The sequence below is a fragment of the Streptococcus sp. FDAARGOS_256 genome (assembly GCF_002289235.2).
Lineage (GTDB): Bacteria > Bacillota > Bacilli > Lactobacillales > Streptococcaceae > Streptococcus.
Window position 1 is genome coordinate 1,231,638 of record NZ_NTGM02000001.1, and the last position, 26,235, is coordinate 1,257,872.

General features: G+C 40.0%; 21 protein-coding genes. 1 reads left to right on the forward strand and 20 read right to left on the reverse strand.

Going from position 1 to position 26,235, the window contains the following annotated elements:
- Nucleotides 1-200 precede the first annotated feature (200 nt).
- Complete coding sequence (locus A6J84_RS06175) at nucleotides 201-2,183, reverse strand: peptide ABC transporter substrate-binding protein (protein WP_095726258.1); 1,983 nt, start codon at nucleotides 2,181-2,183, stop codon at nucleotides 201-203.
- Between the two features lie 237 nt (nucleotides 2,184-2,420).
- Between A6J84_RS06175 and rfbD the strand changes: the two genes are divergently transcribed.
- Nucleotides 2,421-3,275, forward strand: a complete 855-nt coding sequence (rfbD, locus tag A6J84_RS06180) for a dTDP-4-dehydrorhamnose reductase (RefSeq protein WP_095726259.1) — start codon at nucleotides 2,421-2,423, stop codon at nucleotides 3,273-3,275.
- 60 nt (nucleotides 3,276-3,335) lie between these two features.
- On the opposite strand, the gene rfbB is transcribed toward rfbD, so the two are convergent.
- From rfbB to A6J84_RS06275, 19 genes are all read right to left on the reverse strand, one after another.
- Nucleotides 3,336-4,382, reverse strand: a complete 1,047-nt coding sequence (gene rfbB / locus A6J84_RS06185; protein ID WP_095726260.1) for a dTDP-glucose 4,6-dehydratase — start codon at nucleotides 4,380-4,382, stop codon at nucleotides 3,336-3,338.
- 17 nt (nucleotides 4,383-4,399) lie between these two features.
- Nucleotides 4,400-4,993, reverse strand: a complete 594-nt coding sequence (locus A6J84_RS06190; RefSeq protein ID WP_049519433.1) for a dTDP-4-dehydrorhamnose 3,5-epimerase family protein — start codon at nucleotides 4,991-4,993, stop codon at nucleotides 4,400-4,402.
- Complete coding sequence (gene rfbA, locus A6J84_RS06195) at nucleotides 4,994-5,863, reverse strand: glucose-1-phosphate thymidylyltransferase RfbA (protein WP_095726261.1); 870 nt, start codon at nucleotides 5,861-5,863, stop codon at nucleotides 4,994-4,996. It lies immediately after the preceding gene.
- Nucleotides 5,864-5,934: 71 nt separating this feature from the next.
- Nucleotides 5,935-6,987: a galactofuranosyltransferase gene (locus tag A6J84_RS06200; protein WP_095726262.1), complete on the reverse strand. Its 1,053-nt coding sequence runs from the start codon at nucleotides 6,985-6,987 to the stop codon at nucleotides 5,935-5,937.
- A 27-nt stretch (nucleotides 6,988-7,014) separates the two neighbouring features.
- Nucleotides 7,015-8,118 (reverse strand): UDP-galactopyranose mutase, encoded by a 1,104-nt coding sequence (gene glf / locus A6J84_RS06205; protein WP_095726263.1) that lies wholly within the window; start codon nucleotides 8,116-8,118, stop codon nucleotides 7,015-7,017.
- A 9-nt stretch (nucleotides 8,119-8,127) separates the two neighbouring features.
- Nucleotides 8,128-9,540 carry a flippase gene (locus tag A6J84_RS06210; protein WP_049520848.1) on the reverse strand — a complete coding sequence of 471 codons (1,413 nt, stop codon included), beginning with the start codon at nucleotides 9,538-9,540 and terminating at the stop codon, nucleotides 8,128-8,130.
- The gene (locus tag A6J84_RS06215) at nucleotides 9,537-10,697 is read right to left on the reverse strand and encodes a hypothetical protein (protein WP_000915512.1); all 1,161 of its coding nucleotides are present in this window, start codon (nucleotides 10,695-10,697) and stop codon (nucleotides 9,537-9,539) included. Before A6J84_RS06215 ends, A6J84_RS06210 begins: the two co-directional genes overlap by 4 nt.
- Before the next feature lie 38 nt (nucleotides 10,698-10,735).
- Nucleotides 10,736-11,701: a glycosyltransferase family 2 protein gene (locus tag A6J84_RS06220; protein ID WP_084849938.1), complete on the reverse strand. Its 966-nt coding sequence runs from the start codon at nucleotides 11,699-11,701 to the stop codon at nucleotides 10,736-10,738.
- Between the two features lie 34 nt (nucleotides 11,702-11,735).
- Entirely contained in the window at nucleotides 11,736-12,734 is a 999-nt protein-coding gene (locus A6J84_RS06225) for a Stealth CR1 domain-containing protein (RefSeq protein ID WP_001033091.1), read from the reverse strand.
- A 2-nt stretch (nucleotides 12,735-12,736) separates the two neighbouring features.
- Entirely contained in the window at nucleotides 12,737-13,894 is a 1,158-nt protein-coding gene (locus A6J84_RS06230) for a glycosyltransferase family 4 protein (protein WP_095726264.1), read from the reverse strand.
- 3 nt (nucleotides 13,895-13,897) lie between these two features.
- A complete protein-coding gene (gene cps2T / locus A6J84_RS06235; RefSeq protein ID WP_095726265.1) occupies nucleotides 13,898-15,070 on the reverse strand; it encodes a beta 1-4 rhamnosyltransferase Cps2T in 1,173 nt (390 codons plus the stop codon).
- A gap of 30 nt (nucleotides 15,071-15,100) precedes the next feature.
- Nucleotides 15,101-16,468: a sugar transferase gene (locus A6J84_RS06240; protein WP_084880417.1), complete on the reverse strand. Its 1,368-nt coding sequence runs from the start codon at nucleotides 16,466-16,468 to the stop codon at nucleotides 15,101-15,103.
- Between the two features lie 22 nt (nucleotides 16,469-16,490).
- Nucleotides 16,491-17,183, reverse strand: coding sequence for a tyrosine-protein kinase (locus A6J84_RS06245; protein ID WP_061588742.1), 693 nt, complete (start codon nucleotides 17,181-17,183; stop codon nucleotides 16,491-16,493).
- Nucleotides 17,184-17,192: 9 nt separating this feature from the next.
- Complete coding sequence (gene cpsC / locus A6J84_RS06250) at nucleotides 17,193-17,885, reverse strand: capsular polysaccharide biosynthesis protein CpsC (RefSeq protein WP_000664126.1); 693 nt, start codon at nucleotides 17,883-17,885, stop codon at nucleotides 17,193-17,195.
- A gap of 8 nt (nucleotides 17,886-17,893) precedes the next feature.
- Nucleotides 17,894-18,625, reverse strand: a complete 732-nt coding sequence (gene cps4B / locus A6J84_RS06255; RefSeq protein ID WP_095726266.1) for a capsular polysaccharide biosynthesis protein Cps4B — start codon at nucleotides 18,623-18,625, stop codon at nucleotides 17,894-17,896.
- Nucleotide 18,626: 1 nt separating this feature from the next.
- Nucleotides 18,627-20,072 (reverse strand): LCP family protein, encoded by a 1,446-nt coding sequence (locus A6J84_RS06260; RefSeq protein ID WP_000091222.1) that lies wholly within the window; start codon nucleotides 20,070-20,072, stop codon nucleotides 18,627-18,629.
- A 191-nt stretch (nucleotides 20,073-20,263) separates the two neighbouring features.
- Nucleotides 20,264-22,225, reverse strand: a complete 1,962-nt coding sequence (locus A6J84_RS06265; protein WP_095726267.1) for a peptide ABC transporter substrate-binding protein — start codon at nucleotides 22,223-22,225, stop codon at nucleotides 20,264-20,266.
- Nucleotides 22,226-22,372: 147 nt separating this feature from the next.
- Complete coding sequence (locus tag A6J84_RS06270; protein ID WP_053091386.1) at nucleotides 22,373-24,340, reverse strand: peptide ABC transporter substrate-binding protein; 1,968 nt, start codon at nucleotides 24,338-24,340, stop codon at nucleotides 22,373-22,375.
- A gap of 169 nt (nucleotides 24,341-24,509) precedes the next feature.
- A complete protein-coding gene (locus tag A6J84_RS06275; protein ID WP_095726268.1) occupies nucleotides 24,510-26,120 on the reverse strand; it encodes a glycoside hydrolase family 13 protein in 1,611 nt (536 codons plus the stop codon).
- Between the last annotated feature and the right edge of the window lie 115 nt (nucleotides 26,121-26,235).

Below are 26,235 nucleotides of genomic sequence, written 5' to 3' on the forward strand. Positions count from 1 at the left end.
AAGCTTAACTGTTATAAATAAAAAATAATTGTACTTTTAATATAACAAATAAAAAGGCAGAAAGCAATAGGAAATAGGTAAAATTCACTAAAATTTTCTCTTTTCTGAAAAAATCTATCCCTCATCATTCAGGGACTTATACAAAGATAAAAAAGGACTTAACCATCATATCGATGGCTAAATCCTTTACTTTTTTAAAGTTATTTCACATGGTTTGCGAGTTCTTCTTGGGCCTTTTTATTTGACTCTTCTTTTTCTTTCAACCATTTTTCTTGAGCTTTTTGGTATTCTTCTGTTGTCACTGCCTTATCTTGTACTTCTAGATATTTGTACAAAAGGGCTTCACTCATACCCTTGTTACCAGAGTATGCAAATGGAAGTGTAAATGGTACCATCTTAGACAACATTGGACGACCAGTTTGAGAAGTTGTTGGAATGAGCAAGGCACTGTCTGTCAACCAAGCTTGAGCAGCAGCATATTTTTCATAACGTTTTGAAACGTCAGTAGTTTCTTCCCCAGCTTCCACAACCATTTTTTCGTAATCTTCTAAACCAACTTGCTTAGCGGCAGCGTTGTTTGTTCCTGAGTCAAATCCTAGGTAAGTCTTTGTATTTTCCCCTACAGAAGGCTTGATAATATCAAGATAAGTAGATGGATCGATATAGTCTGGAGACCAACCCACGTTATCTGAGATATCCCAGTCTTCTCCAGCCGCAGTTTCAGCGAAGTAGGTAATGTTTTGAACATCATCTTTTTGGAGCTGTTGGATGTCGATAACCACATTATCTGATCCTAGATTTTCTTCAACTGACTGTTTAAAAGATTGAACACGTTGAACTTTTGTTGTATTTGTTTGATCTACAGGCATATCCAAGTGGATTGGGAATTTCACACCTTCCGCTTGAAGGGCTGTCTTAGCTTTAGCGAATTCTGCTTTGGCTTTGTCAGGATTGTAGAGTCCATCTTGGGCATCATCCAAGTTTACGTTACTCCACTCATCTCCATAGGTCACCAATTTTTCCTTAACTAATTCCCCAAAGTTTTTCCCATCTGCCTGTACAAATGTAGGAGGAACAAATAAGTTACGAAGCAGTTTAGTAGCTCCACTTGCACCATTTACTTGAGAAGCATAAGCTGTTCTGTCAAAACCAAATGCAATAGCTTGACGGAAGTCCTTATTCAAAAGGGCCTTCTTGGTTGATGCTTTTTCCTCATCTGTTGTCTTAGAAGTGTACTTATAAGACTGACGATCGATATTTGTGCCTACTAAATAAGTAGTAGAATCTTGTTGGGTATAAACGATATTGTCTTTGAATGTTTTTTCAGTCTCTGAGTAACTAGCACTTGTTGGGAAGAGGCGAGCCATTGTAAAGCTACCGTCTTTGAAAGCTTCAGTTGGCTTATTAGTATCTTGACCATCCCAGAAGGATAATTTCACTTTATCAAGATGGACATTGTCTTTATCCCAATAGTTTGGATTCTTTTCGAACTCGACTGATGATTTGGCTACGATTGATTTGAGTAAGAATGGTCCATTATAGAGAATACTGCTTGGGTCTGTACCTTTAGCAAAGTCATCCCCTTTAGAGTTCAAAAATTCTTCATTAACAGGAGCCAGAACACCCATTGTTGTCTTAGAATTCCAGAAACTTTCTGGCTTGTTCAATGTGTATTGAACGGTATAATCATCAAGAGCTTTGATTCCTACTTGAGAAAAATCTGTAATTTCTCCTTTGACGTAAGCATCCAATCCCTTGATAGATTCTTGAACCAGGTAAAGACCATCTGATTTCTTATCAGCAGCATACTTAAGACCAGTTACAAAGTCTTGAGCTTTAACTTCTGCATACTCCTCACCTTCAGATGTATACCATTTTGCATCCTTTCGGAGTGTATACGTGTAAGTCAATCCATCCTTAGATACAGACCAATCCTCAGCCATAGATGGTACAAAGTTACCATAGCGGTCATTTTCAAGCAAGCCATCGATAACGTTACTAGTAATATTTGCTGTAGCTGCCTTACCAGTTGTCAAATAGTTTAGGTTATCAGGATCCGTTTCGTAAATGTATGAGAATGTTTTCTCGCCTTTGGCATTTGAACTTGATCCAGAGCAGGCCGCAAGAGTCGCAGCTGCCAATAACGTCACACCCGCAAGGGCAAGTAGTTTTGAACTTTTCATTGTTTTCTCCTTTAAAACTTTCACCCCATTATAGTCCCTTTTCAGAAACATGTCAATATAATTTTCAGAATTTTTGAATTAATTTGGTAAATTCTGAAAAATATGTTTTCTATTATAAAATTATGATTCTCTAATACTATATTTTTATATCTTAAACCATCAAAACAAGGGCCGAAAATCAGATTTTTTATCATTTTTTTGCTATGATTAGATAGAAGAAAAGTTAAGGAGAAGACAATGATATTAATTACAGGTGCAAATGGTCAACTCGGTACCGAACTACGTTATTTACTAGATGAACGAAATGTGGACTATGTTGCAGTGGATGTGGCCGAAATGGATATCACTAATGCTGAAATGGTTGAGAAAGTCTTTGCCGAGGTTAATCCAACTCTGGTCTATCATTGTGCAGCTTATACTGCTGTTGATGTGGCAGAAGATGAGGGAAAAGAACTGGATTTTGCCATCAACGTAACTGGAACTGAAAATGTAGCCAAGGCCTCTGAGAAATACGGAGCTACTCTGGTCTATATCTCAACAGACTACGTCTTTGATGGGAAGAAACCCGTCGGACAAGAATGGGAAGTCGATGACCTACCTGATCCGCAAACAGAGTACGGACGTACCAAGAGAATGGGTGAGGAACTTGTTGAAAACCTTACGTCACAGCATTATATCATCCGTACTGCTTGGGTCTTTGGAAATTATGGCAAAAACTTTGTCTTTACCATGCAAAATCTTGCCAAAACCCATAAAACTCTCACTGTTGTCAACGACCAACACGGCCGCCCAACTTGGACACGTACCCTGGCTGAGTTTATGACCTACTTGACTGAAAATCAAAAAGCATTTGGCTACTACCACTTATCAAATGACGCAGCTGAAGACACCACTTGGTATGACTTTGCTGTCGAGATTCTTAAAGACAGTGATGTCGAAGTAGTACCAGTAGACTCCAGCAAGTTTCCTGCCAAGGCCAAACGACCTCTCAATTCAACCATGAGCTTGACAAAAGCAAAGGCGACAGGTTTCGTCATTCCAACCTGGCAAGATGCCCTTAAAGAGTTTTATAAACAAGAAGTAAGAAAATAACAGATTACGACATACATAAAAAGCAAGAGAACTCAAAGTCTCTTGCTTTTTAGTATGCATTTAGTTAATCACTTGTTGCGTCTTGGCATAGTTAGCCTCGACGGCTTCTTTTTCAGATTTCCACCAGTCTTGGTTGTCTGTGTACCACTTGATGGTCTCTCTGAGACCTGCTTCAAAGTTGGTAAACTCTGGCTTCCACCCTAGTTCATCACGAAGCTTGCTAGCGTCGATAGCATAACGAAGGTCGTGACCAGCTCGGTCCGTCACATGGTCATAAGCATCAGCTGGTTGCCCCATTTCCTTGAGGATGAGTTCTAGGACTTCCTTATTGTTCTTCTCACCATCCGCACCAATCAAGTAGGTTTCCCCGATTTGACCTTTGGTTAGAATCGTCCAAACACCTGATGAATGGTCATTGGTGTGAATCCAGTCACGGACATTCTTACCTTCACCATAGAGTTTTGGCTTGATACCACTCAAGATATTGGTGATCTGGCGCGGAATAAACTTCTCGATATGTTGGTAAGGACCATAGTTGTTTGAACAGTTCGAAATAGTCGCTTTAACACCAAATGAGCGCACCCAAGCTTTGACAATCAGATCTGAAGCTGCTTTAGTTGATGAATAAGGCGAGCTTGGATTGTACTTGGTTTCAGCTGTAAACTTCTCACCTGGGCCTTCCCCATGACCTGGTAAATCTTCACGTAGAGGCAGGTCCCCATAGACTTCGTCAGTTGACACATGGTGGAAACGAAGGTCGTATTTACGAGCTGCTTCCAAAAGAGTGTAAGTCCCGATGAAGTTGGTGTGGATGAATGGACTCGGGTCATTAAGTGAGTTGTCATTGTGACTTTCAGCCGCATAGTGAACAATAGCATCCGCCTCAGCTGCCAGCTTATCGACCAAGGCTGCATCAGCAATATCTCCAACAACCAACTCAACTCGGTCGCCTAAAATTTCTTCAATATTGGCACGATTCCCCGCATAAGTCAGTTTGTCCAGCACTGTCACATGGACATCTGGGAAGTTGTTATAGACATAATGAACAAAGTTAGAACCGATAAAACCAGCCCCACCTGTCACGATGATATTTTTGTATTCAGTCATTTTTATTCCCTAATTTTTTACAAATCTTCTTTTCTTAGTGGTTTGACATCCTTAAGCAGTGGATGATGTTTATCTGCTTCCGAAACTTCTGCTTCTGCTAGGTTTTCCCACTCAATGCCCAAAGCTGGGTCTGCATAGTTGACAAAAGCATATTTAGGCTTGAGTTCAAGTGCCCAGTAGTCATTGACCAGATAGCTATAAGAAACTGTATCCGAGAGGACTTGGAAGCCATTGGCTACGCCACGAGGGACAAAGATTCCCTTACTTGCATCAATCTCGGTCTGATAAACATTTCCAAAAGTCTCACCTTCACGTAGGTCAACCCAAGAACCCAGAACCTTGCCACCATCTGCTACTGAGATATACTTGTCCCAAGGTTCAGCATGGAGACCTCGAAGAACATTTTTGCGAGAAAAGCTGACATTGTTTTGCAGTTTTCCTTCAGCAAAGAAGCTTTCAGGAAAACCAAGCGGTAGCATCTTTTCTTTCTGAAAATTTTCCTTAAACCAGCCACGATTGTCACCATGAACCGGAATGTCGAACTCTAACAAACCTGGAATGGCATCAATCTTGTGCACTGCAAGTGTTTTGCCGAAAAAATTATCTGTCATCTAGATTTCTCCAATCAAACGAAGCAAGTATTGCCCGTATTCATTCTTCTTGAGAGGTTGCGCCAGCTTCAGCACATCTTCGCGGCTGATATAACCCATTCGGTAGGCAATTTCTTCCAGATTGGCAACCTGAACATTTTGCATTCGTTGAACCGTTTCGATATATTGGGAAGCCTCTAACAAGCTCTCATGCGTCCCTGTATCCAACCAGGCAAAACCACGTCCCATAACTTCAACTGACAAATCCCCTCGTTTCAAATAAGCATTGTTAACATCTGTGATTTCCAACTCTCCACGAGCACTCGGTTTTATCTGTTTGGCAATCTCCACAACGTCATTGTCATAGAAATAAAGACCGGTCACTGCATAGTTAGAGCGAGCATTCTCCGGTTTTTCTTCTATGGAAATAGCATTCATGTCTGTATCAAACTCGACCACACCAAAACGCTCTGGATCCTTCACTTGGTAGCCAAAAACAGTCGCACCCTTCTCTTTCTTAGCTGCCTTTTGAAGCATTCTGCTCAAACCAGGTCCATGATAGATATTATCCCCCAAGATCAATGCAACACTATCGTCACCGATAAATTCTTCACCGATAAGAAAAGCCTGAGCAAGTCCATCGGGACTAGGCTGTTCCGCATAGGAAAGCTTGATCCCAAATTCGGAGCCATCCAAGAGCAGGTCCTTAAAACGGGGTAAATCCTGTGGTGTTGAGATGATCAAAATGTCCTTAATCCCAGCCAACATCAAGGTTGACAAAGGATAGTAAATCATGGGTTTATCATAAACCGGCATCAGCTGTTTTGACGCAGCTCGAGTAAGTGGGTACAGGCGCGTTCCCGAACCACCCGCAAGAATAATACCTTTCATAATAGGCTTCCTTTCTGGCTAATTACCTATCCTATATTATATTTCATTTTGTCCCAAATTCCCTAAGGAATTTACTTCAATTTGGATAAGGCAGCTTTTAAATAGGCTCCGTCTCGAAGAGCAGCTCCAACTTTCCTAGCTTGTTCTGAAAGTTCCATGTAATCTTGATCAGTCAAATCGTCTAGTGCCTTTTGGAGGTCATGTAAAGAATCAACTGCTACCCCACACTGTTTGTCCAGTACAAAGTGGGACAGAGCCGATTCCTTCCACACTACTAGTGGGAAACCTGACGCCAAATAAAGAGAAGCCTTGTGAGAATTGTTAAAACGTAGGTAATTTCCGTAAGAACCTTGGCAAGTTTCTGAACTATCACCATCCCACACCAAACCAAAACTACCTTCAAGAGTAGCCGGGAGGTCATCTGGCATAAAGGAACCAAAGTAGGTCGTGTTTTTCAATGCACGACTTTCATCGTAACCCACTCCGTACAAGTTATAGGCTGGCTGTTCTGGCAAATTATAAAGATAGCCTGATTTAGTCAAATTCAAATTCCCAGCAACTATGATAGGTTGATCTTTTTGAGGAAGAGTTTTTTCTTGGAAGTCTGGAATCAAATAATCAAAAATCTCTAGACTTACCATTTTATCAGACGGAAATCCTTGACCGGCTAAAACATTTTTCATGATATCATTATGAACGATAATCCCATCCACTGACGTTAGAGCTTTCTTCTCTTGGAAGTAATTTCTCACTTTATGACGAAATTTCACTTCTGAACCTGCTGCATGACGCAAGGTTTCAATATCATGAATCAAAAGATAGAATTTAACTCCTCTTTTTTGCGCCTGCTTGATGAGTTGTGAGATGAAAAATGTATGGTGGATAATAGGGAACTGAATCACCAATTCATCTCCAGCTTCCAACTGATCAAACACAGACTTGGTCGCACGATATTTGTGTTGTTGAGCTTTAAAGAAATTCATCTTATACCAATTCTCAACCTTGAGCTCCAACCCCTCATAACCCTCTGAGATTAGAATAGTTTCCACGTCATTTCGTGCCTTACTCCCTGCATTCTTTTCGTGTGCATTATGCAGAAATGAATCCTTCAGATAATATTTCACCTTTTCTCCCCTTTATCCGTGATGTTCTTAGATACTCCCTAGTTCTTCTTCTACCACATCCAATGCACGTTCAACAGTCACGTGCATATCATAGTATTTATAATCTGCCAAGCGCCCACAGAAAATAACGCGCCCATTTTTCTCAGCTTCTGCTAGATACTGCTCATAAATTGCATTGTTTTTGGCATCATTGATTGGATAGTAAGGTTCATCTCCTCTTTTCCAATCTGCTGGATATTCACGAGTAATAACGGTCTTGGCTTGAGTCCCAAACTCAAAATGTTTGTGTTCGATGATTCGCGTATAGGGAATATCACGTTCAGTATAGTTGACTACGGCATTTCCTTGATAATTTTCTTGCTCCAGAACCTCATGTTCAAAACGAAGACTGCGATACTCTAGTTCACCAAACTTGTAGTCAAAGAATTGATCAATCATCCCTGTGAAGACAATCTTAGTTGCTGAAGCCTCCAAGCTCTCCCGATCAGCAAAGAAATCTGTATTAAGCTCTACTTCAATTCCTTCCAACAACTTTTCGATGATGACATTGTAACCACCAATAGGAATTCCTTGGTAACGGTCATTGAAATAATTGTTATCATAGGTCAATCGAACTGGCAAACGCTTGATGATAAAAGGTGGCAGCTCAGTAGCGGAACGTCCCCATTGTTTCTCAGTATAGCCCTTGATGAGCTTTTCATAGACATCCGTACCAATCAACTTAATAGCTTGTTCCTCTAAGTTTTTTGGCTCAACATCTTGCATGTGAGTCGTCTGCTCAGCAATCTTGTCCTTGACTTCTTGAGGTGTCTTTGTTCCCCACAAGGCGTAGAAAGTGTTCATATTAAAAGGCAGATTGTAAAGATGCCCTTGATAGTTGGCGATAGGGGAATTGATGTAATTGTTAAACTCTGCAAACTGATTGACATAGTCCCAGACCTTTTTATTGGATGTATGGAAGATATGAGCCCCATACTTGTGGACATTGATTCCTTCAACAGATTGGCAATAGATATTTCCACCGATGTGGTCACGTTTGTCAATCACCTTCACCTTCTTGCCACGTTTGTTAGCTTCGTAGGCAAAGATTGCACCTGACAAGCCAGCACCGACAATCAAATAATCGTACATAAAATCTCCTTATTTCTTTAAAACACTTTTTAGTTCTTGAAAATCCAAGACACGTAAGAGCAAAATCAAGCCACCATAGACTAGGAAGCCAAGGGCAGCATAAATCAAGACATTCACAACAGACGAGAAGTGCATGAAAGCTTGTGCAGAATACAGGGCGCCGTACATCAGTAGTGCTGCTAGAAGTATTTTTAGCATGGATGGTAGAATCTTGACCTCTTTTAGATACGAACGTGTAAAGTAGAGTTGAATCAGCCAGACCAAACCTTCAGTCGCAACAGATACAATTGAAGCTCCAATATAGCCCAGAGGCGGGATTAAGAGGAGATTCAAGCCCACACTAAAAACAGCTGGAATAGTTGTTGATAGCATAAATTCACGATTCTTATTGTGAGGAATCAAGATTTGAATTCCCATGATATTGGTCCAGCCAATAAAGAACATTCTAAAGGCCATGATGGCAATCGCATAGCGAGCATCTTGGAAGTCTTGCCCCAGGAAAAAATTAACAAAATCTTTGTTAACAATCAAAATCCCCGCAATCATCGGGAAGATAACTAAGTTATACACTAAGAAAGACATTTCATGTAACTTGTTAACCGCCTTTTGATTGCCTGATGAGAGGAGATTGGAGACCCGAGGCAACATAACACTACCAAGCGACGTTACCAAAGTCAACAAAATATTCAATAATTTCAAGGCTTGATCATAGATCCCGACATCCTTGGTCGAAGACAAGGCACCCAACATGGTGCGATCTAGCGTGATGTAGAGTGAAATGGCAATCTGTGGCAGAAACAAGAGAATGACTGGTTTAATATGCTCTTTGGCATAGGCTATATCCAAATGCGGCTTGCGAATGTGCTCCCGAGCAGGAAGCCACATACTCAACTGACCTAGTAGATCATAGGCAACCAAGAGGATGATATACAAGTACAAGTCGGATGGTTTCTTAACAAATAGGAATATCGAAACAACACCTAGAAGTTTGACCATTGTGTTACGAGCTGTGATTTTTTTGAAATCTTCTAACCCTTGAAAAAGCCAAGAAATATCAAAACCACGAGACAGCAAACTAAAGCCAAGTATATAAGCAATTGGATTGTTCATCGACGGCACAAGCAAGCAGACAACTATATAAAGCGTAACCGCTAAACAGGTTGAAAGGACTTGTAAACTGTAAATACCCCAGAAGGTCTTTTCGACTTCCTTACGATGGCCGGAAATTTCCTTTGTCCCATAATTGGCCACCCCAAGTGTCGCTAAGAGTATAAAGTAAGTTACTATTGAGTTGTAGTACCCATAGGAACCTAAGTCATTGGATGAGAAAACCCGAGTAATATAGGGTGTAGTAATGACTGGTAAAACGATTACTAACAGCTGATAAGAAAGATTATATAAATAATTTTTTAATACTTTCACAAGGAGTTCCTCGTTGTAGATTTCTTCGATTCAAATTCAATAACTGGCAAGGTTGCAAATAGAGTAAACATAAAAATATTATAAGACGGGCGAACCCAGAAGGCCTCAAACATACAGTTGACTGCTATTAAGGATAAGGCCGTCAATAGCAAATAATTCTTTTTGCGATAAAGTGACCAAGACCTAACTATGTATAACACGACCAATAAGAGAACTGGAATCATCCCATAGGTAAAGAGCATCTGAACGTAGGAAGAGTCTACATAGTCGTAGCTCAAAACGGATTCTGTACGCCCCCCATAACCGACAAATGATATGCCCCGAATCCCAAACCACTGCACTGCATATTTTTTTAGTGCCTCATGTCCTAGGTGTAATCTCATACTAAAAAAATTGTTTAGAGCCACATACATTGGATGAGACCAGGTAAATTTAGAAGAGAGATAAATCATTACTGAAGACGCTATACCAGCCGATAAAGGAAGTAAAGCAAAAAGCCGTCGCTGTTTATCATTTCGGAAATAAAAGTACAGAAAAATGAGCGCCATTACAGTAATAGAAGCGGCATTAAGCCTCGCATCGCAATATCGAATAATGAAATAAGCCAGACCAAATCCTAAGGCAGTCCGTAAAACAATGAATTTCTTTCTAAAGATATACGATATAGCTGTATATAGATAAAAACAGTGAGAAGCAAAATCAGTTGGATAAATAAAGCCAAATGAATTTCGAACAACGACTCCCGCAGATCGTGATTGGACAAATTGCAAGTTTGGAATAGCACCAATCACAGCCAAGAACACTATCAATACAATAAAAAACAAGGCTACAACAGAGTATATTTTAAGTACACTTTCCATCTCAGCCTTGTAAAGAAAGACAAGCAGAAACATATACATCAATGCATTAAGGTTCCCAGTCTTATAGTAAACCATGCCCCCAGCAAAAAGAAGAATTGGTGCAAAGATGAGATAGCTTATAGAGTAGTGATGAATATAAGCAAATCGCATAGCAAGTAACAGGACCGCAAAAAAAGGAACTACATTAGGAATATTAGGTAAAACAGGAGCTAACATAGACGTATTGATCATATCTATGGAGACAACCACTATTAAAACTGCTGCAATTAGCAATTTATCACGTTCTAACTTTAACATTTTCTTTTTCCTTTTCTTCTTTCATCCCTAACTCTTACTTAGGATTTTTTTAACTTTTTAAATTGATAATAGAGCCGCGGATACTTAGTAATTAAAACATAGAGGATCCTACGTTTCTTGCTAACTCTAGCATTCTTCAAGACAAGAGGCAAATAAGGCCTGGTTTTCTCCTGAAGTCTCTTGAATTCTACCGAATCCCCATCCTTAATCATCGTAAAGATAAGAAGACTTCCTGTAAAGAAGCGTGAAATGATAGCTTCTTGGAGTTCTGAACTCTCAGGATAGGTTGCATTCACAACCTCTTTTAAATGATCAATTGCTTCGTAAAACTCGTATTGTTTTGGCGTGAAAGCCGAGGCAGTAATGCTACCAGGTCTATGGTAATAATGGTAAATCGGAAGATGGTACAAGGCCACGGATTGGGCTTGGTTGAGATGCTCACTGATAACATAGAGGTCTTCGTAGATGCGCCCCTTGGGGAAGGGAGCTTTCTCAAGAAGTTCTTTCCGATAGAGTTTCCCACAAGCAGAGACCGTTACAAGGTCTCCATAAAGCATCTCAGTCAGAGCCTTTGCCTTGTCATAGACCTTAACTTGGTCTAAATCAAGCTGATCCAAGTGAAAATTTTGAAAACGATGATAGTGAGCTGTTGGCTCTACTTTGCCACTCACCATATCTGCTTGGGTACGACTTTGTAGCTCTGCTAGCAGTTCCAAGGCGCAGGGTTCCAGATAGTCGTCTGGATCTAGGAAAGTAATCCAGTCACCCTTGGCTTTCAAGACCCCATAGTTCCGAGCATCAGACAAGCCACCGTTGACCTTATGGTAGCTAGTCACCCAATCATATTGCTGGGCATACTGGTCACACAAGTGTCCTGAGCCATCACTCGAGCCGTCATCAATCAAGAGGACTTCCATATCCTTGTAAGTCTGATGTTCCAAACTCTCCATGGCATAATGAAGGTAGTCCTCCACATTATAAACAGGCACAATTACCGAAATCATATTTTCTTTTCTTTCTCTTACTTAGTTTTACAGTTTAAATCTCAAATGAACTTCTATCTGGAAGCAGTTGATCCATAGCCTTGATAAAGTCTGTCATCACCTGCTCCTCGTCTTGAATGTTAAATCCATCATTGATACACATAATTTGGTATTTGCCAGAATTTAGTATCTTCCAAAAATCTGGTCCGGCATTATCCAAAGAAAAGAGTCCTCCCAACTTAGGATTTCCGATAGCGTATTTACCACTGGCAATCTGCCAATACTTAAAGAGCCAAACATTGGTATCAGAAGGATTTCTAAAGCGACTAGCCGAGGTTCTTTCCAAGACAGCTTTTTCCTTTTCCCATACCAAGTTCATCGTTGATCTTAGTAGAGGATAGGGCAGATGACTCTCCCAGAAACCACAGATAAACTGACTATTTCTGTATAGTAGCGACTTAACGATACTTTTTAATCCCTGCTTTGGATCAAAGAATTGGCCATTCTTCAAAATTTCATTTCGACTGAAATAGCTAGTGACAATCTCCATGTCATTTATCTGAAAATTCCCCGTTCCATATCGCTCAGGAATAATCGGTGAAAGAGCCGTATTATATTTGGGTAAACCATCCTCTGAGAAAAAATCTGTCGGCTCAACTGGAGCTGTCAAATACATATCGTCATTAAAAAAAACAAAATGCTCTGAGAGACCAGGGATTCGATGGATGTTACTTTCGATAGGATTGGCAGAAAAAACTGGCAGGTAGTCATTACAGATAATCTCTGTATGATCTACCAACACCAATTTTTCACTATTTATATCTAACCAGCTTGGCTTTTGCTGGTCGGTCACGAGGTAGACCTTATTGACCCAAGGAGCAAATTTTTCAACTCCTCTAAACCAATATTTAAAGGTCCCCCATTCTCGGTAAGCCTTGACTGAATTCATACTCTGTTTAGAAGTATTAACCGAGCCATCATAGCTTGATTTTTTTTCTTGCCACACAGGATCATTCCCATCAACCCAAGTAACAACAAAATCTATTTTATTCATAACTAATCTTTTCTATCTGTTTTATACAACTCCGAAAAGTTCTTGATGTAACTCTCCAAAGAAAACAGCTCTTTTTGTCTCTGATATCCTACTCGCCCAAATTTTTCTCTTTTTTCAGAACTATCTAGTAAGAGAGAAATGGCATTAGAAAGTTCTTGAGGACGATTTGGTTTGACTAAGCAACCACTTTTGTCATCTACTACCATTTCAGCTATTCCCCCATTGTTATAACCAACAACTGGTTTTGAACAAGCCATGGCTTCTAGGACTACTGTAGGTAGGGAATCAGGTTTTATACTTGGTAAGACAAAGATATCAAACATATTATAAAGTTCAGAAGTCTTATCGTAGTAATCAATACGATGAATTTGTGACACAACAGATGAAGAAGCTATTCTCTTATCTAGTTCTTCTAAACGCCATTCTTCACCAGGAAAAACACCTCCAGCTAGGAAAGCCACCGCTTGCTCATTCTTTTCCAAAAGTGGCTCGACTGCTTCTATGAAATCATTTTGTCCTTTTATAGCATTGACCCGACCAATCATGCCAATCACAAGTGCATCTTGCGCAATGTCAAATTTTTCACGAATAGAAGACGCATCCATTGGATAATAGACAGCATTATCGACACCGTTATAAATCACTTCCACTTGGCTATCTTTGATAAAGGGAGACTGCTTGATATGATTAGCGACCGCTTGGGACACCGTCACAATCTTGTCTGCATATCGTCCCATGAGCATATTGATAAAGTCAGAAATAGCTTTGGGTTTGACGATAATCTCATGAACATGCCAAATCAAAGGCAGCTTGAGCTTGCGTTTCAAATAGATGCCCTCCAAAACAGCCGCTGTATTATTGTGAACCATATCTATACTGTGTTGTCGAGCATAGAGGGCGATTTGCTTAGCATAGAAATTATAAGAGCGAATATAGTCGGCAATGCCTTTAGGATTAAAGTATTTTCTACGTAAAATCGGATAATCCAACACGCTGACCTTAGCTCCAACTTGGCGCAAAGCCTCGACTAAAACACCATCATTTGGCAGGATGACGTGAGCTTCAAATTCTTTGGAATCCAACCCTTTAATCAATTCCAGTAAAACCTTATCTGCTCCATACATTTCTGCACCAGCATGCAAGTATAAAATCCGTTTCATTCCCTATCCTTTAAACACTTCTTCATAATCTGACACAATCTTTTCCCATGTGAAAGCTGAGAGGATTCTTTGGCTTGACTTGAAATCCAAGTCAGTTATTGCTACCTGATCAAATCCTTCTACTTCCTCAATGACACGTGCCAACTCATCTTTTTTCCAATAAATGGCCCCATCTTCACCAACTTCACGGTTAAAACCAACATCTAGCAACAAATTTAGTTTTGTGGATGCTAAAGCTTCCAGTAGAGAAGGGTTGGTTCCTCCAACCTCATGCCCATGGAAATAGGCAAAGGCATGCTCACGAATGTACTTGAGCAACTCTTGGTCATAGACAGTACCGACAAATTTGACCCTAGGATCTTTGTCAAAACCAGTATCCCGTAACAACTGGTCGTAAAATTTATTCTGCTCCACATTTGTGATGAGAACAAAGTCCTTTTTGGACTTGGACTTGATAAATTCACGAATCATGGCTTCGTAGTTATTTTCAGGAACAAATCGTCCCACTACTAGATAATAGCCATTTTCGCTAACTTCTTTTTCCTTATACCAATCTCGAACTTTGGCATCTTCTGCTTTCAGGATTGAAGGAGCTGTATCTGTCCCATAGGCAATATAGGTGGTCTTTGGTTGGTACTGCTTATAATCCTCTTGGATATATTTTTCAATGTTTTTACTGTCACAGACCAGTAAATCTGCATGTTTGACCATGAGCTGCTCTGAAAATTTCCAGTACTTACGAACTGGAAGGCTCCATTTTGCTCGCAACCATTCATGACCATCAGGATTCACCAGCAAAGAGCCACCAATCGCACGAATTTTTTTCTTAAGTCCAGAAATAAAAGGACCGATGCGACAAGCTAGAATGTAAAAAATGGGAGCTTCGTCCTTGTTTTCCTTAGCCAATTCAATAGCCTTGTTGACCGCTGCAATATCGTAAGCGATGGCGCGGGCCGGGCCGATATTGGGTACATCGATGTTGAAGCAAATGGCTCCATTGTGCTCAAACTGGTCTTCCGTAATGCCAGACTTAGCAGAATTTTCACGCATACAAGCAACATAGTATTGTATGTTGCTGTCTTTTTGATATTCGGTTAATTTTTCAACAAAGGTTTCAAATCCTCCATACTTAGCAGGAATCCCCTTTGAACCAATAATATAAACTGACTGTTTCATTTCTCTCCTAACAGGACTGAAGGGCAGAAATTACTTCGCCCCATCTCTCATAAATACAACTTTAACGGTCTTTAACAATATTTCAATATCTTTCCAAATAGTCCAATCATCAATATAGGCCACATCTAATTTAACAACTTCATTGAAATCCTTGATCTCACTTCGCCCGCTGACTTGCCACAAGCCTGTTATCCCAGGTTTAAAACTCAATCGACGTTTTTGCTCAGGAGTATATTTCTCATACTCATCCACTGTTGGGGGACGGGTTCCGACCAGACTCATATCTCCCATTAAAACATTCCAAAACTGCGGTAACTCATCTAGGCTGGTCTTACGAATAAAGCGACCAATTGGAGTGATACGAGGATCATCATCGACCTTAAACATGCCCCCCTGCATAGTATTTTGCGCCAAAAGTTCTTGTTTCCGCTGCTCAGCATTCACGCACATAGATCTAAATTTATAGAAAGTGAAATGTCGACCATTTTTTCCAATACGCGTTTGAGAAAAAATCGCTGGCCCACCATCTTGTCGAATCATCGGAACCAAAACAATGCTCACCAAACCACAAATAATCAAGCCGACAATCGAACCGACAATATCAATGAACCGTTTAGCAATGACATGACTGGTCTTATAAAATTTTGTAGAAAACGTGATAACATTCAGCCCTGCCATCCCACGAATCTTTTTATCACTACCTAGATAGTTATTAAAAGCATTCAGATTAACTGTAACATCAATTCCCATTGTCTCAAAAAGTGAGATAAACTCCCCGATGTCGTACTCTTCACTTGGTAGATTGATAAAGACCTCATCGACAACTTCATGAGTAGCAAAGTCTAAGATATTCTCAGCAGGTACAACCGTTAAGGATTGATGCTGAAAATCAGGCTGGTCTAAAACACTGACTGCCACCAAGTTCCAAAAAATTTCTCCCGACTCTATCAGCCTATCGATGACTTTTTCAACCCTAGAGGTCGCTGTTATCAAGAATATCTTCTTACTCCCCTTGAGATTTGGAAAGATGCTTTTTCTATAGCGTTTAATGCATAGATTCAACAAATACAACAGAATAGAGTGTATTGTCAAAAAATAAATCATTCCTCGTCTAGAGATACTAAAACGATCTTCTAAGAAAAAATTCGAAATACTGATAGCTAAAGCAAAGAACACAATGTACTTTGCAGTGTTGATAAACTCTGCTAAATAACCCCTTTTAAAAAAATCATGCCCATAATCACTGATATAAAAAATAAAAAAATGAAGAATGAACAAGATAATAACAGAAGTATTCACAATCTCTGTTTCCTTAACAAAACTAAGTAAATAAGCTAATAAAATGACAAGAAAACTCTGGATTGTCGCCAAAGTAATCTTCAATCCCTTTTCTTCCATAATATCTTCCCTAAACTATTTATTATTTTTTGCCATAATTCCCATAGTTTCCATATGCTCCATAGGAGCCATATTTTTCAACTGAAGTATTGAGTTTATTAAGCACAATTCCTAAGAATGGTTTGCCTGTTTGTTCGAGTTGTTCTTTAGCTTTTTGGACATCACGACGATTTGTTTCACCAGCAGCAGTTACTAAAACAGAAGCGTCACACTTCTGCGTGATAATCGCCGCATCGATAACAACTCCAATCGGAGCAGTATCTACAACGATGTAGTCAAAGTACTTACGTAAGGTGTCAATCATGGTCGCAAAATTTTCACTTTGTAACAAAGCTGTTGGGTTTGGTGATACAGAACCCGCTTGAATGACAAACAAATTTTCAACATTGGTTTCACATAAACCTTGTGATAGGTCTGTTGTGCCTGACAAGAACTCTGTTAGGCCTGTAATCTTTTCCCGTGATTTAAAGACACCTGACATGACTGAATTACGGATATCCGCATCAATCAACAGCGTCTTATAGCCCGCACGCGCGAAAGCCCAAGCAATATTGGTAGAAGTTGTTGATTTTCCTTCTCCTGGTTTGACAGAGGTAATGGAAATCACTTTCAAGTTATTCCCACTCAATTGAATATTGGTGCGAAGGGCATTGTAGTATTCTTCTGCTTTTCTTGCCAAATCTAATTTTTTTTGTGCAATTTCTAACGTTGGCATTTTTCTCTCCTATTTCAATTTATCCAAATTTGGAACTACTCCCAATAGTGCAATTTGCATCACGTCCTCAATATCTTCTGGACGTTTCACTCGTGTATCCAAGAGCTCAACAAGGAGAACTGTGACAACCATCACAACCGCCCCCGCAAGGAATCCAACCATGGTATTGCGACGAATATTTGGTGAAGATGGCGATGTTGCAGGGCGTGCTTCTTCAAGTGTTGTCACATCCGAAACGCGAGTGACGCTGATGATCTTTTGAGCCGCAACCTCTCTCAAAGAGTTGGCGATACGGCTAGCTTCCTCAGGTGCACGGTCTGTAACAGAAATCGATACAATACGCGTATCCACTGGAACTGTTACCTTGATTTTACTAGCTAGACCTTTTGGAGGGAGTTCTAGTTTCAAATCAGTCGCAACCTTCTCTAAAACGTCTTGCGAGAGAATGATTTCGCGATAGTCTTTTACCAAGTAAGATCCTGCTTGCAAGTCTTGGTTAGTCAAGCCAGGCTTATCTCCCTGATTACGATTGACCACATAAATTCGGGTCGTACTCGTAAACTCCGGCTTCACAATAAAACTACTGTAGGCAAATGCTACTATCCCTGTCACGAATGCTACCAAAGCAATTAACAATTTTCGCTTCCAAAGGATTTTAAGCAAGTGAAATACATCGATTTCCATCATATTTTGTTCTTTCATTTTTTCTCCTAAATCAATTGATCCATTATTATTTTTCGGGGATTATCCTTAAAAAGTTCCTTAGCCTTATCTTCACTGTATTTTTTAGCAATGATATCATAGGCTTCCCCCATATGAGGAGGTCTGTGATCCAAGTTGTGCATATCACTTGCTATCACGTGAACCAGATCTCGTTCCAAGAAATACTGGGCTCTCTTTTTCATAAATTTATAGGTTTCTCCGAAGAGTTTTGGTTTCAAAACATGAGAACTATTAACCTGAGTATAACATCCCATATCAATCAGCTCTCGCACGCGCTTTTCATTATTTTCTAAAGCATCGTAACGTTCAATGTGGGCAATGACGGGTGTAATGCCTAACATTAGAATATTACTCAGCCCCTTATGCATCTCTCGATAGGGCGTATTCATACTAAACTCAATCAAAGCATAGCGACTATCGTTGAGGGTTGGGATTAATTTCTTTTCCAACTTCTCAACAACATCCGGCGTATAGTAAATTTCTGCCCCATAGGCAATGATTAAGTCATCCGCAACTTCCTTAGCCATTTCTCGCACCTTCAAAAAATTGGTTGCGATTTTTTCTTCAGGAGTTTCAAACATCCCTTTTCGTCTATGCGAAGTGGAAACAATTGTTCGTACTCCTTGACTGTAGGCCTCTATAAGAAGCTTTTTGCTTTCCTCTATCGACTTTGGACCATCATCCACATCGAAAACGATGTGCGAATGGATATCTATCATGCTACTTGCCCTCCATCACATCATTGATAGCAGCTTTGGCGGCAGCCAAGCTACTTTCATCGATTTCCATCATGTAGAGGTTACTATCTGGCATAGCGTATGAAGGAAGGTCCGTGCGTCCAGTTCCCTTCAAGTCTTGAGAGTTGACTTTGTAGTTCCCACCACTCTCCAATTGAGTATTGACTAGATCCATCATGGTTTCCAAAGGCATATTGGTCTGAAGAGAATCTTGCAATCCTTGGATGATATTGTCATAGTTCTTCAAAGCTTCGGTTGACGTCAACTTCTGAATAACAGCTACAATAACCTTTTGTTGGTTCCGACCACGGTCACGATCTCCATCTGCTAGAGAGTAGCGCTCACGAACAAAACCAAGAGCCTGCTCAGAGTCTAGATGGACATTCCCAACGGGGAAATGGTACTTGCCATGCAAAGAAGTGAAATCCTGATCATTATAGACATCAACGCCACCTAAAAGGTCAATCAATTTCAAGAAAGAAGTGAAGTTCAAGCGAACATAGTAGTTAATATCCACTCCATAGAGATTTTCCAAGGTATGAATCGACGAGTCCACTCCATAAATTCCAGCATGGGTCAACTTATCCTTTTGATTATTTCCCCCATCCGCAATCGGAACATAGGAATCTCGGGGTGTTGTAGTCAGAAGGATTTTCTTGGTATCTCGGTTCACAGTCATCAAAATGTTTACATCTGAACGCGAAACGGAACTAATCGGACCATAGGTATCAATACCACTCACATAAATATTGAAAGCTTTATTCTTTGATACCTTTGGTGCCGCTACATCCTTAGTTAATTGTTTTGTATAGATTTTTTTGATTTTTGAAGCATAATCTGGATACTCTGCTTCAATGATATTTTCAAAAACACTATTTAAGACAATTGCTTTCGTTTCGCCAGAAAGCAGACTCTTATAAGCTGCTAGATAAGAAGTACTCTGTTCAACTGTCAAGTCTTTACTCTGTGTCGTCTTAATATCCGCCACCAACTTTTGGATATTATCATTATCTGTTTCAGTCGGACCTGTTACACTATCCAACTGGGTCACATTATTGATTTCACTATCTTTCAAAACGACCACACTCATCGAATACTCTGAGTAGTTTGAGGTCGCATTGATATGATTGGTAAAACCGACAAACTGTTGCAAAGCATAGAGAGAAACGGAGCTAACTACGATAGCAAGTGTCAAAAAGAAAACCGTAAACTTCTCGGCTTTTTTATACACTATCAGAAGGATTGCAATTACAGCAGAAATAAAAATAAGAACCGCCGTAAGGATATTGAGGTACCGAAAAGCTAAGATATTATGTTTAAAAATTAAGAACAGCAAAAAACCACTCAATAATAAATAAATGGTTGCTAAAACTATATTAATATTTCGTTTCACATTCCCTAAACGAGCTCTCTTTGAACGTCTACTCATGATAATCCCCTATACACGTTAATAGTTATAAATATTATATCACAATCATGATGGAAATTCCATCCATCCTTGCTATTTTCAGCGTTTTCATTCGCTTTTGTTCTCTTAAGTTGCTCTAAAATATAAGCAAAGTTCCAAATGCCATTCTGCACAAAAAGACAAGGCGCTCAGGGGCAACCTTGTCTGTAATCTTATTTTACGTGGTTTTCAAACTCTTTTTGGCTCTTTTCGATAGCTTTTTTACTTTCTTCTTCCCACTTAGCCTTGGCTTCATCAAATTGTTTCTTGGTAACAGGGTCTTTTTGTAATCTCATGTACTTATAATTATTTCCGTCACCCTTGATTCCCACTAGGGAGTAGGCACGTGTAAACGGAGTTACTTTGGTTACAGAGGCTGTACCACCATTTGACATAGCAGACATAACTAGAGAATTGTCAATCATCCAAGCTTGAGCTTCAGCGTATTTTTCATAACGCTTAGCGACATCTTTATTCTCAGCATCTGCTTCTTTTAGAAGTTTCGTATAGATATCGAGCCCCAAACTCTTAATGAGCTCTTGGTCTTCCTTGGCATCAAGACCAAAAATCTTGAGATAGAAGCCAGTTTCAGCATTGAAGGGGTCTAGATAAGTTGATGGATCCTGGTAATCACCAACCCAACCATCAAAGTTCAGGTCGTAATCACGAGCTGCTGGGTTTGGTGCTAGGAAGGCAACATTTCCAAAGTCATCTGTAGAAAGCTGTTGAACATCAATGACGATATTGTCAGAACCTAGTACTGTTTCAAGGGTTTGTTTGACCGAGTTCATACCAGAAACTGCGTTTTTATTTGTCTGATCAACAGGGACATCCAAATGGATTGGGAAAGTCACGCCTTGAGCTTCCAATTCCTTTTTAGCTTCCGCATATTTTGCTTGGGCCTTTTCCTTGTTAAAGTAAGCATCTTGAGCGTCTGCCAAATTGATACCTGACCACTCAGTTCCGTAGTTCACAAGCTTAGAAGCTGTTACTTCTCCAAAGGTCTTATCTCCCACCTGAACAAATGTTGGGGGAACCAGAGTATTACGAAGGGTTTTGCTGGCTGCTTCTTCACCGTTAGATTGAGCAGAGTAAGCTGTTCGATCAATACCAAAGTTGATAGCCTGACGGAAATTTTTATTTAAGATAGCTGTTTGAGCTGATTTCTTTTGTTCGTCCGTTGTTTTAGCGGTATGATTATAGGTTTTGCGGTTGACGTTAAAGTTAAAGTACCAAGATGTCTTGTCTTGTAAGCTATAGACGATATTGTCTTGGTATTTTTCTTTTGTCTTAGCATAGTTCGAACTATTTGGATAGACTCCTGCAATCGAGTAAGCACCACTTTCAAAGTTTCGAATGGTCATCTCCTGATCTGACCCATCGAAATAGGCTAACTTAACTTTTTCAATGGTTACTTTGTCATGGTCATAATAGTGTGGATTCTTCACATATTCGATCGAAGATTTTGATGTAAAATCTTTTAACAGATAAGGACCATTATAAAGGATACTGTCTGGTGTCAAGGTACCAAAATCTTTATCCTTTGATTTCAAGAACTCTTCGTTGACTGGGAAAAGAATACTATTGGTTGTCTTTGAATTCCAATACGGTTCTGGTCGAGTCAAAGTGTACTCGACTGTGTAATCATCCAAGGCTTTGACACCGACAGTTGAAAAGTCATTGGTCACACCCGTCACATAGTCATTCAATCCCTTGATTGAATTTTGGATCAGATCCATAGCTTGCCCCTTCTTGTCCGCGGCATATTTGATCCCAGTGACAAAATCCTGAGCTTTAACTGAAGCGTATTCCTCACCATCAGCCGTATACCACTTGGCATCTTTTCTAAGCTTGTAGGTATAGGTCAAACCATCTGATGAAACAGACCAATCCTCCGCAACAGCAGGTACGAGGTTCCCATAGCTGTCATTTTCTAACAAACCATCTACGAGATTGGTAATAACGGCAGTGTTATCTGCATAATAATCTAGGAGATAGTTAAAAGTTGTTGGATTCGCACTAAATGTTGATGAATAAGTGCTAGTATCTGTATTGGACTGTCCACATGCAGAGAGCAAAATCCCTGTCGCTAATACAAGACCTGTCCCGATTAGTCTTTTTTTCATTTTGATCATCATTCACTCCTTTATGTCACTTTTTATAACATAACCATATTTTATCAAATTTATTCAAAAATGTAAAGTTACTGCTTTTATGACAACTGGTGTCTCAAAACAAAAAAGGAAGCACAGTTTCCTGCAACTTCCTTTTCTTTTTATAGATTACTTGACGTGTTTTTCAAGTTCTTTTTGGTATTTGGCATTTGTCTCAATTTTTTCTTGTTGCCATTTCTTGAAGGCTTCTTCGTATTCTTTTGCAGTCACAACGTCATTTTGCAACTCCAATCCTTTGAACACAAACGGGTCTCCCTTGATCCCAACTTGAGAATAAGCTTTTGTGAATGGTACAGTACGGCTAACCGTTGGAGAACCACCTGAAGAAGCAACTGGGATTAAGAGCGAGCTGTCTGACACCCAAGCTTGAGCTTTAGCGTATTTTTCATAACGCTTGTTAAGGTCGCTGGTTTCAGCTGCAGCATCATCCAAGAGTTTCTTGTATTCGTCCAGTCCAACTTGAGCCATCACTTCTGGATCTTGTCCGCGCTTAATCCCCAAGTGTTTAAGGGCAGAACCCTTCTTAGCATCAAGAATGTTGAGGTAGGTAGCTGGGTCTTGATAGTCTGGTCCCCAACCAGTTCCGTTCAAGTCATAGTCTTTTTGGGATGGAACCTTGGCTTGAGATGTAATGCTCAATTTCTCATTATCGGTCATTTGAAGGACATCGACAATGACATTTTCAGTACCAAGTGATGATTCGATAGACTGCTTGAGTGAGTTAGTTTGTTGAACCGCGATTACATCTGTTTGTTCAACCGGGATATCCAAATGGATTGGGAAGGTAACACCCTTGGCTTGCAATTCTTCCTTGGCTTTAGCAAAGGCTGCCTTAGCTTTTTCAGGACTGTAAATCGTATCCTTGCCATCTGTAAGGGCTACATCTTTCCACTGGTCTCCATATGAAACGAGCTCTGCCTGCGCCAACTCTCCAAAGGTTTTTTCACCCACTTGAACGTAGTCATGTGGCACTAGGCTGTTACGGATAATCTTGTTCGCACCTTCTTCACCATTCAACTGAGCAGTATAAGAATGACGATCAAGGGCAAAGTTCAGCGCCTGACGGAAGTTCTTGTTGAGAAGAGCTTCTTTCGTTGATGTTTTTTGAGCTTCGTCTGTTTTAGCTGTTTTATTATAAGATTGGCGGTTTACGTTAACAGTGAGGTAGTAGCTTGTCGCTTCTTGTGGACTGTAAACAATCTTATCGCCGTACTCTTGTTTAGTTGACTCAAAGTTTGAGCTTGTTGGGAAGAGACGGGCTGTTGTATAGGCACCTTGTGTAAAGCTACGAATCAAGGATTCTTGGTCTGATCCATCGTAGAAAGTTAGTTTAATATTGTCAATCTTGACATTGTCCTTATCCCAGTAGTTTGGATTCTTTTCATATTCAATGACTGATTTTGAAGTCAATGATTTCAAGAAATAAGGACCATTATATAGGATACCTGATGGGGTTGGTGCACCGTAGTCGCTCCCTTTAGAATTCAAAAATTCTTCATTAACTGGAAGCATGGTCGCAGTTGTGACCTTAGAGTTCCAGAAACTTTCTGGTTTGTTAAGTGTGTATTCTACCGTGTAATCATCAACAGCCTTAACTCCTACGGTAGAGAAATCATTGCTCTCACCACTAACATACTCTGCCAAACCTTTGATAGAATCCTGAATCAAAGAAAGACCATCTGATTTCCCGTCAGCAGCATGTTTAAGCCCAGTAACAAAGTCTTTGGCCTTAACTTCAGCGTATTCTTCTCCATCAGAAGTATACCATTTTACACCCTTACGAAGTTTGTAGGTGTAAGTCAAACCATCCTTTGAAACAGACCAGTCTTCTGCAAGTGATGGAATTAAGTTCCCATACTTATCATTTTCCAAAAGACCATCAACAACGTTTGCTATAACGTCAGAGGTTGAGCTCTTGCTCGTCACACTATAGTCCAAAGAAGATGGATCCATAGCGTAGACATAAGAGAATGTTTTGGGAGCATCCGCTTTCTTTTCACTTTGCCCACAAGCAGTTAACAGTAGGGCCGCACTCAAAACAGCACCTGCTCCTAAGAGCCACTTTTTCGATTTCATAAGTAATCTCCTTAAAGATAGTGTTTTCACCATTATACCCTATTTTTTCATAAAAGCAAGGACTTTCGCCAGATTTTTTAGAAAATTCTAACAAATATTTTTTAAAGGCTTTTCTATATATTTTTTAGTAAAAGAACCCCAAGCATCAAAGGCTTGAGGTTCACTTATTTTAATCCGTTAGTTCCACACAGAAAGCATCCCATGGCTCTAAGGTCTGTTTTTCAACTGCTTCTTTAGCAGTAGTGTTCTCAATCAAGACAGATTTGACTTTTCCTCCTACCGAAAAATCTTGTTTTTCATTGGACAAGTTAGCCACAACTAGGAAGCGGCGCTCACCGTCCTTACGGATATAAGCAAAAACCTTATCAGCCGTATCAAGCAATTCAAAGTCAGCGCGAATCAGCCAACTGTTTTCCTTACGGATTTGAACGAGTTTTTGATAAGTATAGAAAATAGAATCTGGATTTGCCAGTGCTTCTTGAACGTTGATTTTTTCGTAGTTTGGATTAACTGCCAACCAAGGTTGACCTGTTGAGAAACCAGCGTTTTTGCTCTCATCCCACTGCATCGGAGTACGAGCATTATCACGTCCGATGACACGGATGCTGTCCATGATTTCTTCCATAGAAACACCTTTTTCAAGAGCTTCACGCGCATAGTTGAGGGATTCTATATCTTCTACTTGGTCCAGTGTTTCAAATGGATAGTTGGTCATCCCAATCTCCTCACCTTGGTAGATATAGGGAGTCCCTCTCATAAGATGAAGCAAGATTGCAAAGGCTTTGGCAGATTTTTCGCGATATTCTTGGTCATTTCCCCAGATAGAGACGATACGAGGGAGGTCATGGTTATTCCAGAAGAGGGAATTCCAGCCATCTTCAACTCCCAGCTCTGTCTGCCATTTGTTGAAAATCTCTTTTAACTTCCCTACATTTAACTCTTTTTGGTAGTGCCACTTAGGTTGCCCTTCCTGATATTGAAGACAGATGTGTTCAAACTGGAATACCATAGACAATTCTTGTCCCTTTGGATCCGAGTAGAGCTTAGCAATCTCTGGCGTTGCACCCCAGGTCTCTCCTACTGTCAAGAGATCTTTGTCACCAAAGGTGGCTTGGTTCATCTCCTTGAGATAGGGATGGAGCATAGGACCGTTATTGACTACTTTCTCATCAGGAATTTTCCCAATCATGTCAATGACATCCATACGGAAACCACCAATACCTTTATCAATCCAGAAGTTCATCATCTCATAAATTTTCTGGCGCAGTTTTTCATTCTCCCAGTTGAGATCGGGCTGTTTCTTGCTAAAAAAGTGGAGATAGTATTGACCCGACTTTTCATCGTATTCCCAAGCAGATCCACTAAAGATAGACTCCAAATCATTGGGCTCATCTCGCCAGATATAGTAGTCTCGTTCGTGGCTGTCAGGATTTTCACATGCCTCGACAAACCAGGCGTGTTCATCCGAGGTATGATTGACCACCAAGTCCATGATAATTCGAATGTCACGCTTCTTAGCTTCTGCGATGAGTTGATCCATGTCCTCCATAGTCCCGAAAATAGCAGCAATCGCTTGATAATCAGCAATATCGTAGCCATTATCATCCATCGGACTGTCATAAACAGGAGAAAGCCAAATAGCTGTAATCCCTAACTTAGCTAGATAGTCTAACTTACTCGTAATTCCTGGCAAATCACCAATTCCATCTCCATTACTATCCATAAAACTCTTGGGATAGACTTGATAGACTACGGCATTGTGCCACCATTTTTCTTGCATCTTCTTACCTCATTATTTTAATAATCTATAGTCTATGATAGCGCTTTTTTAAACTTAGTGCAAGCGTTTGCCTAATCTTTTTGATTTCTTTTTTGACTCCGTAGTTTCCTATCTT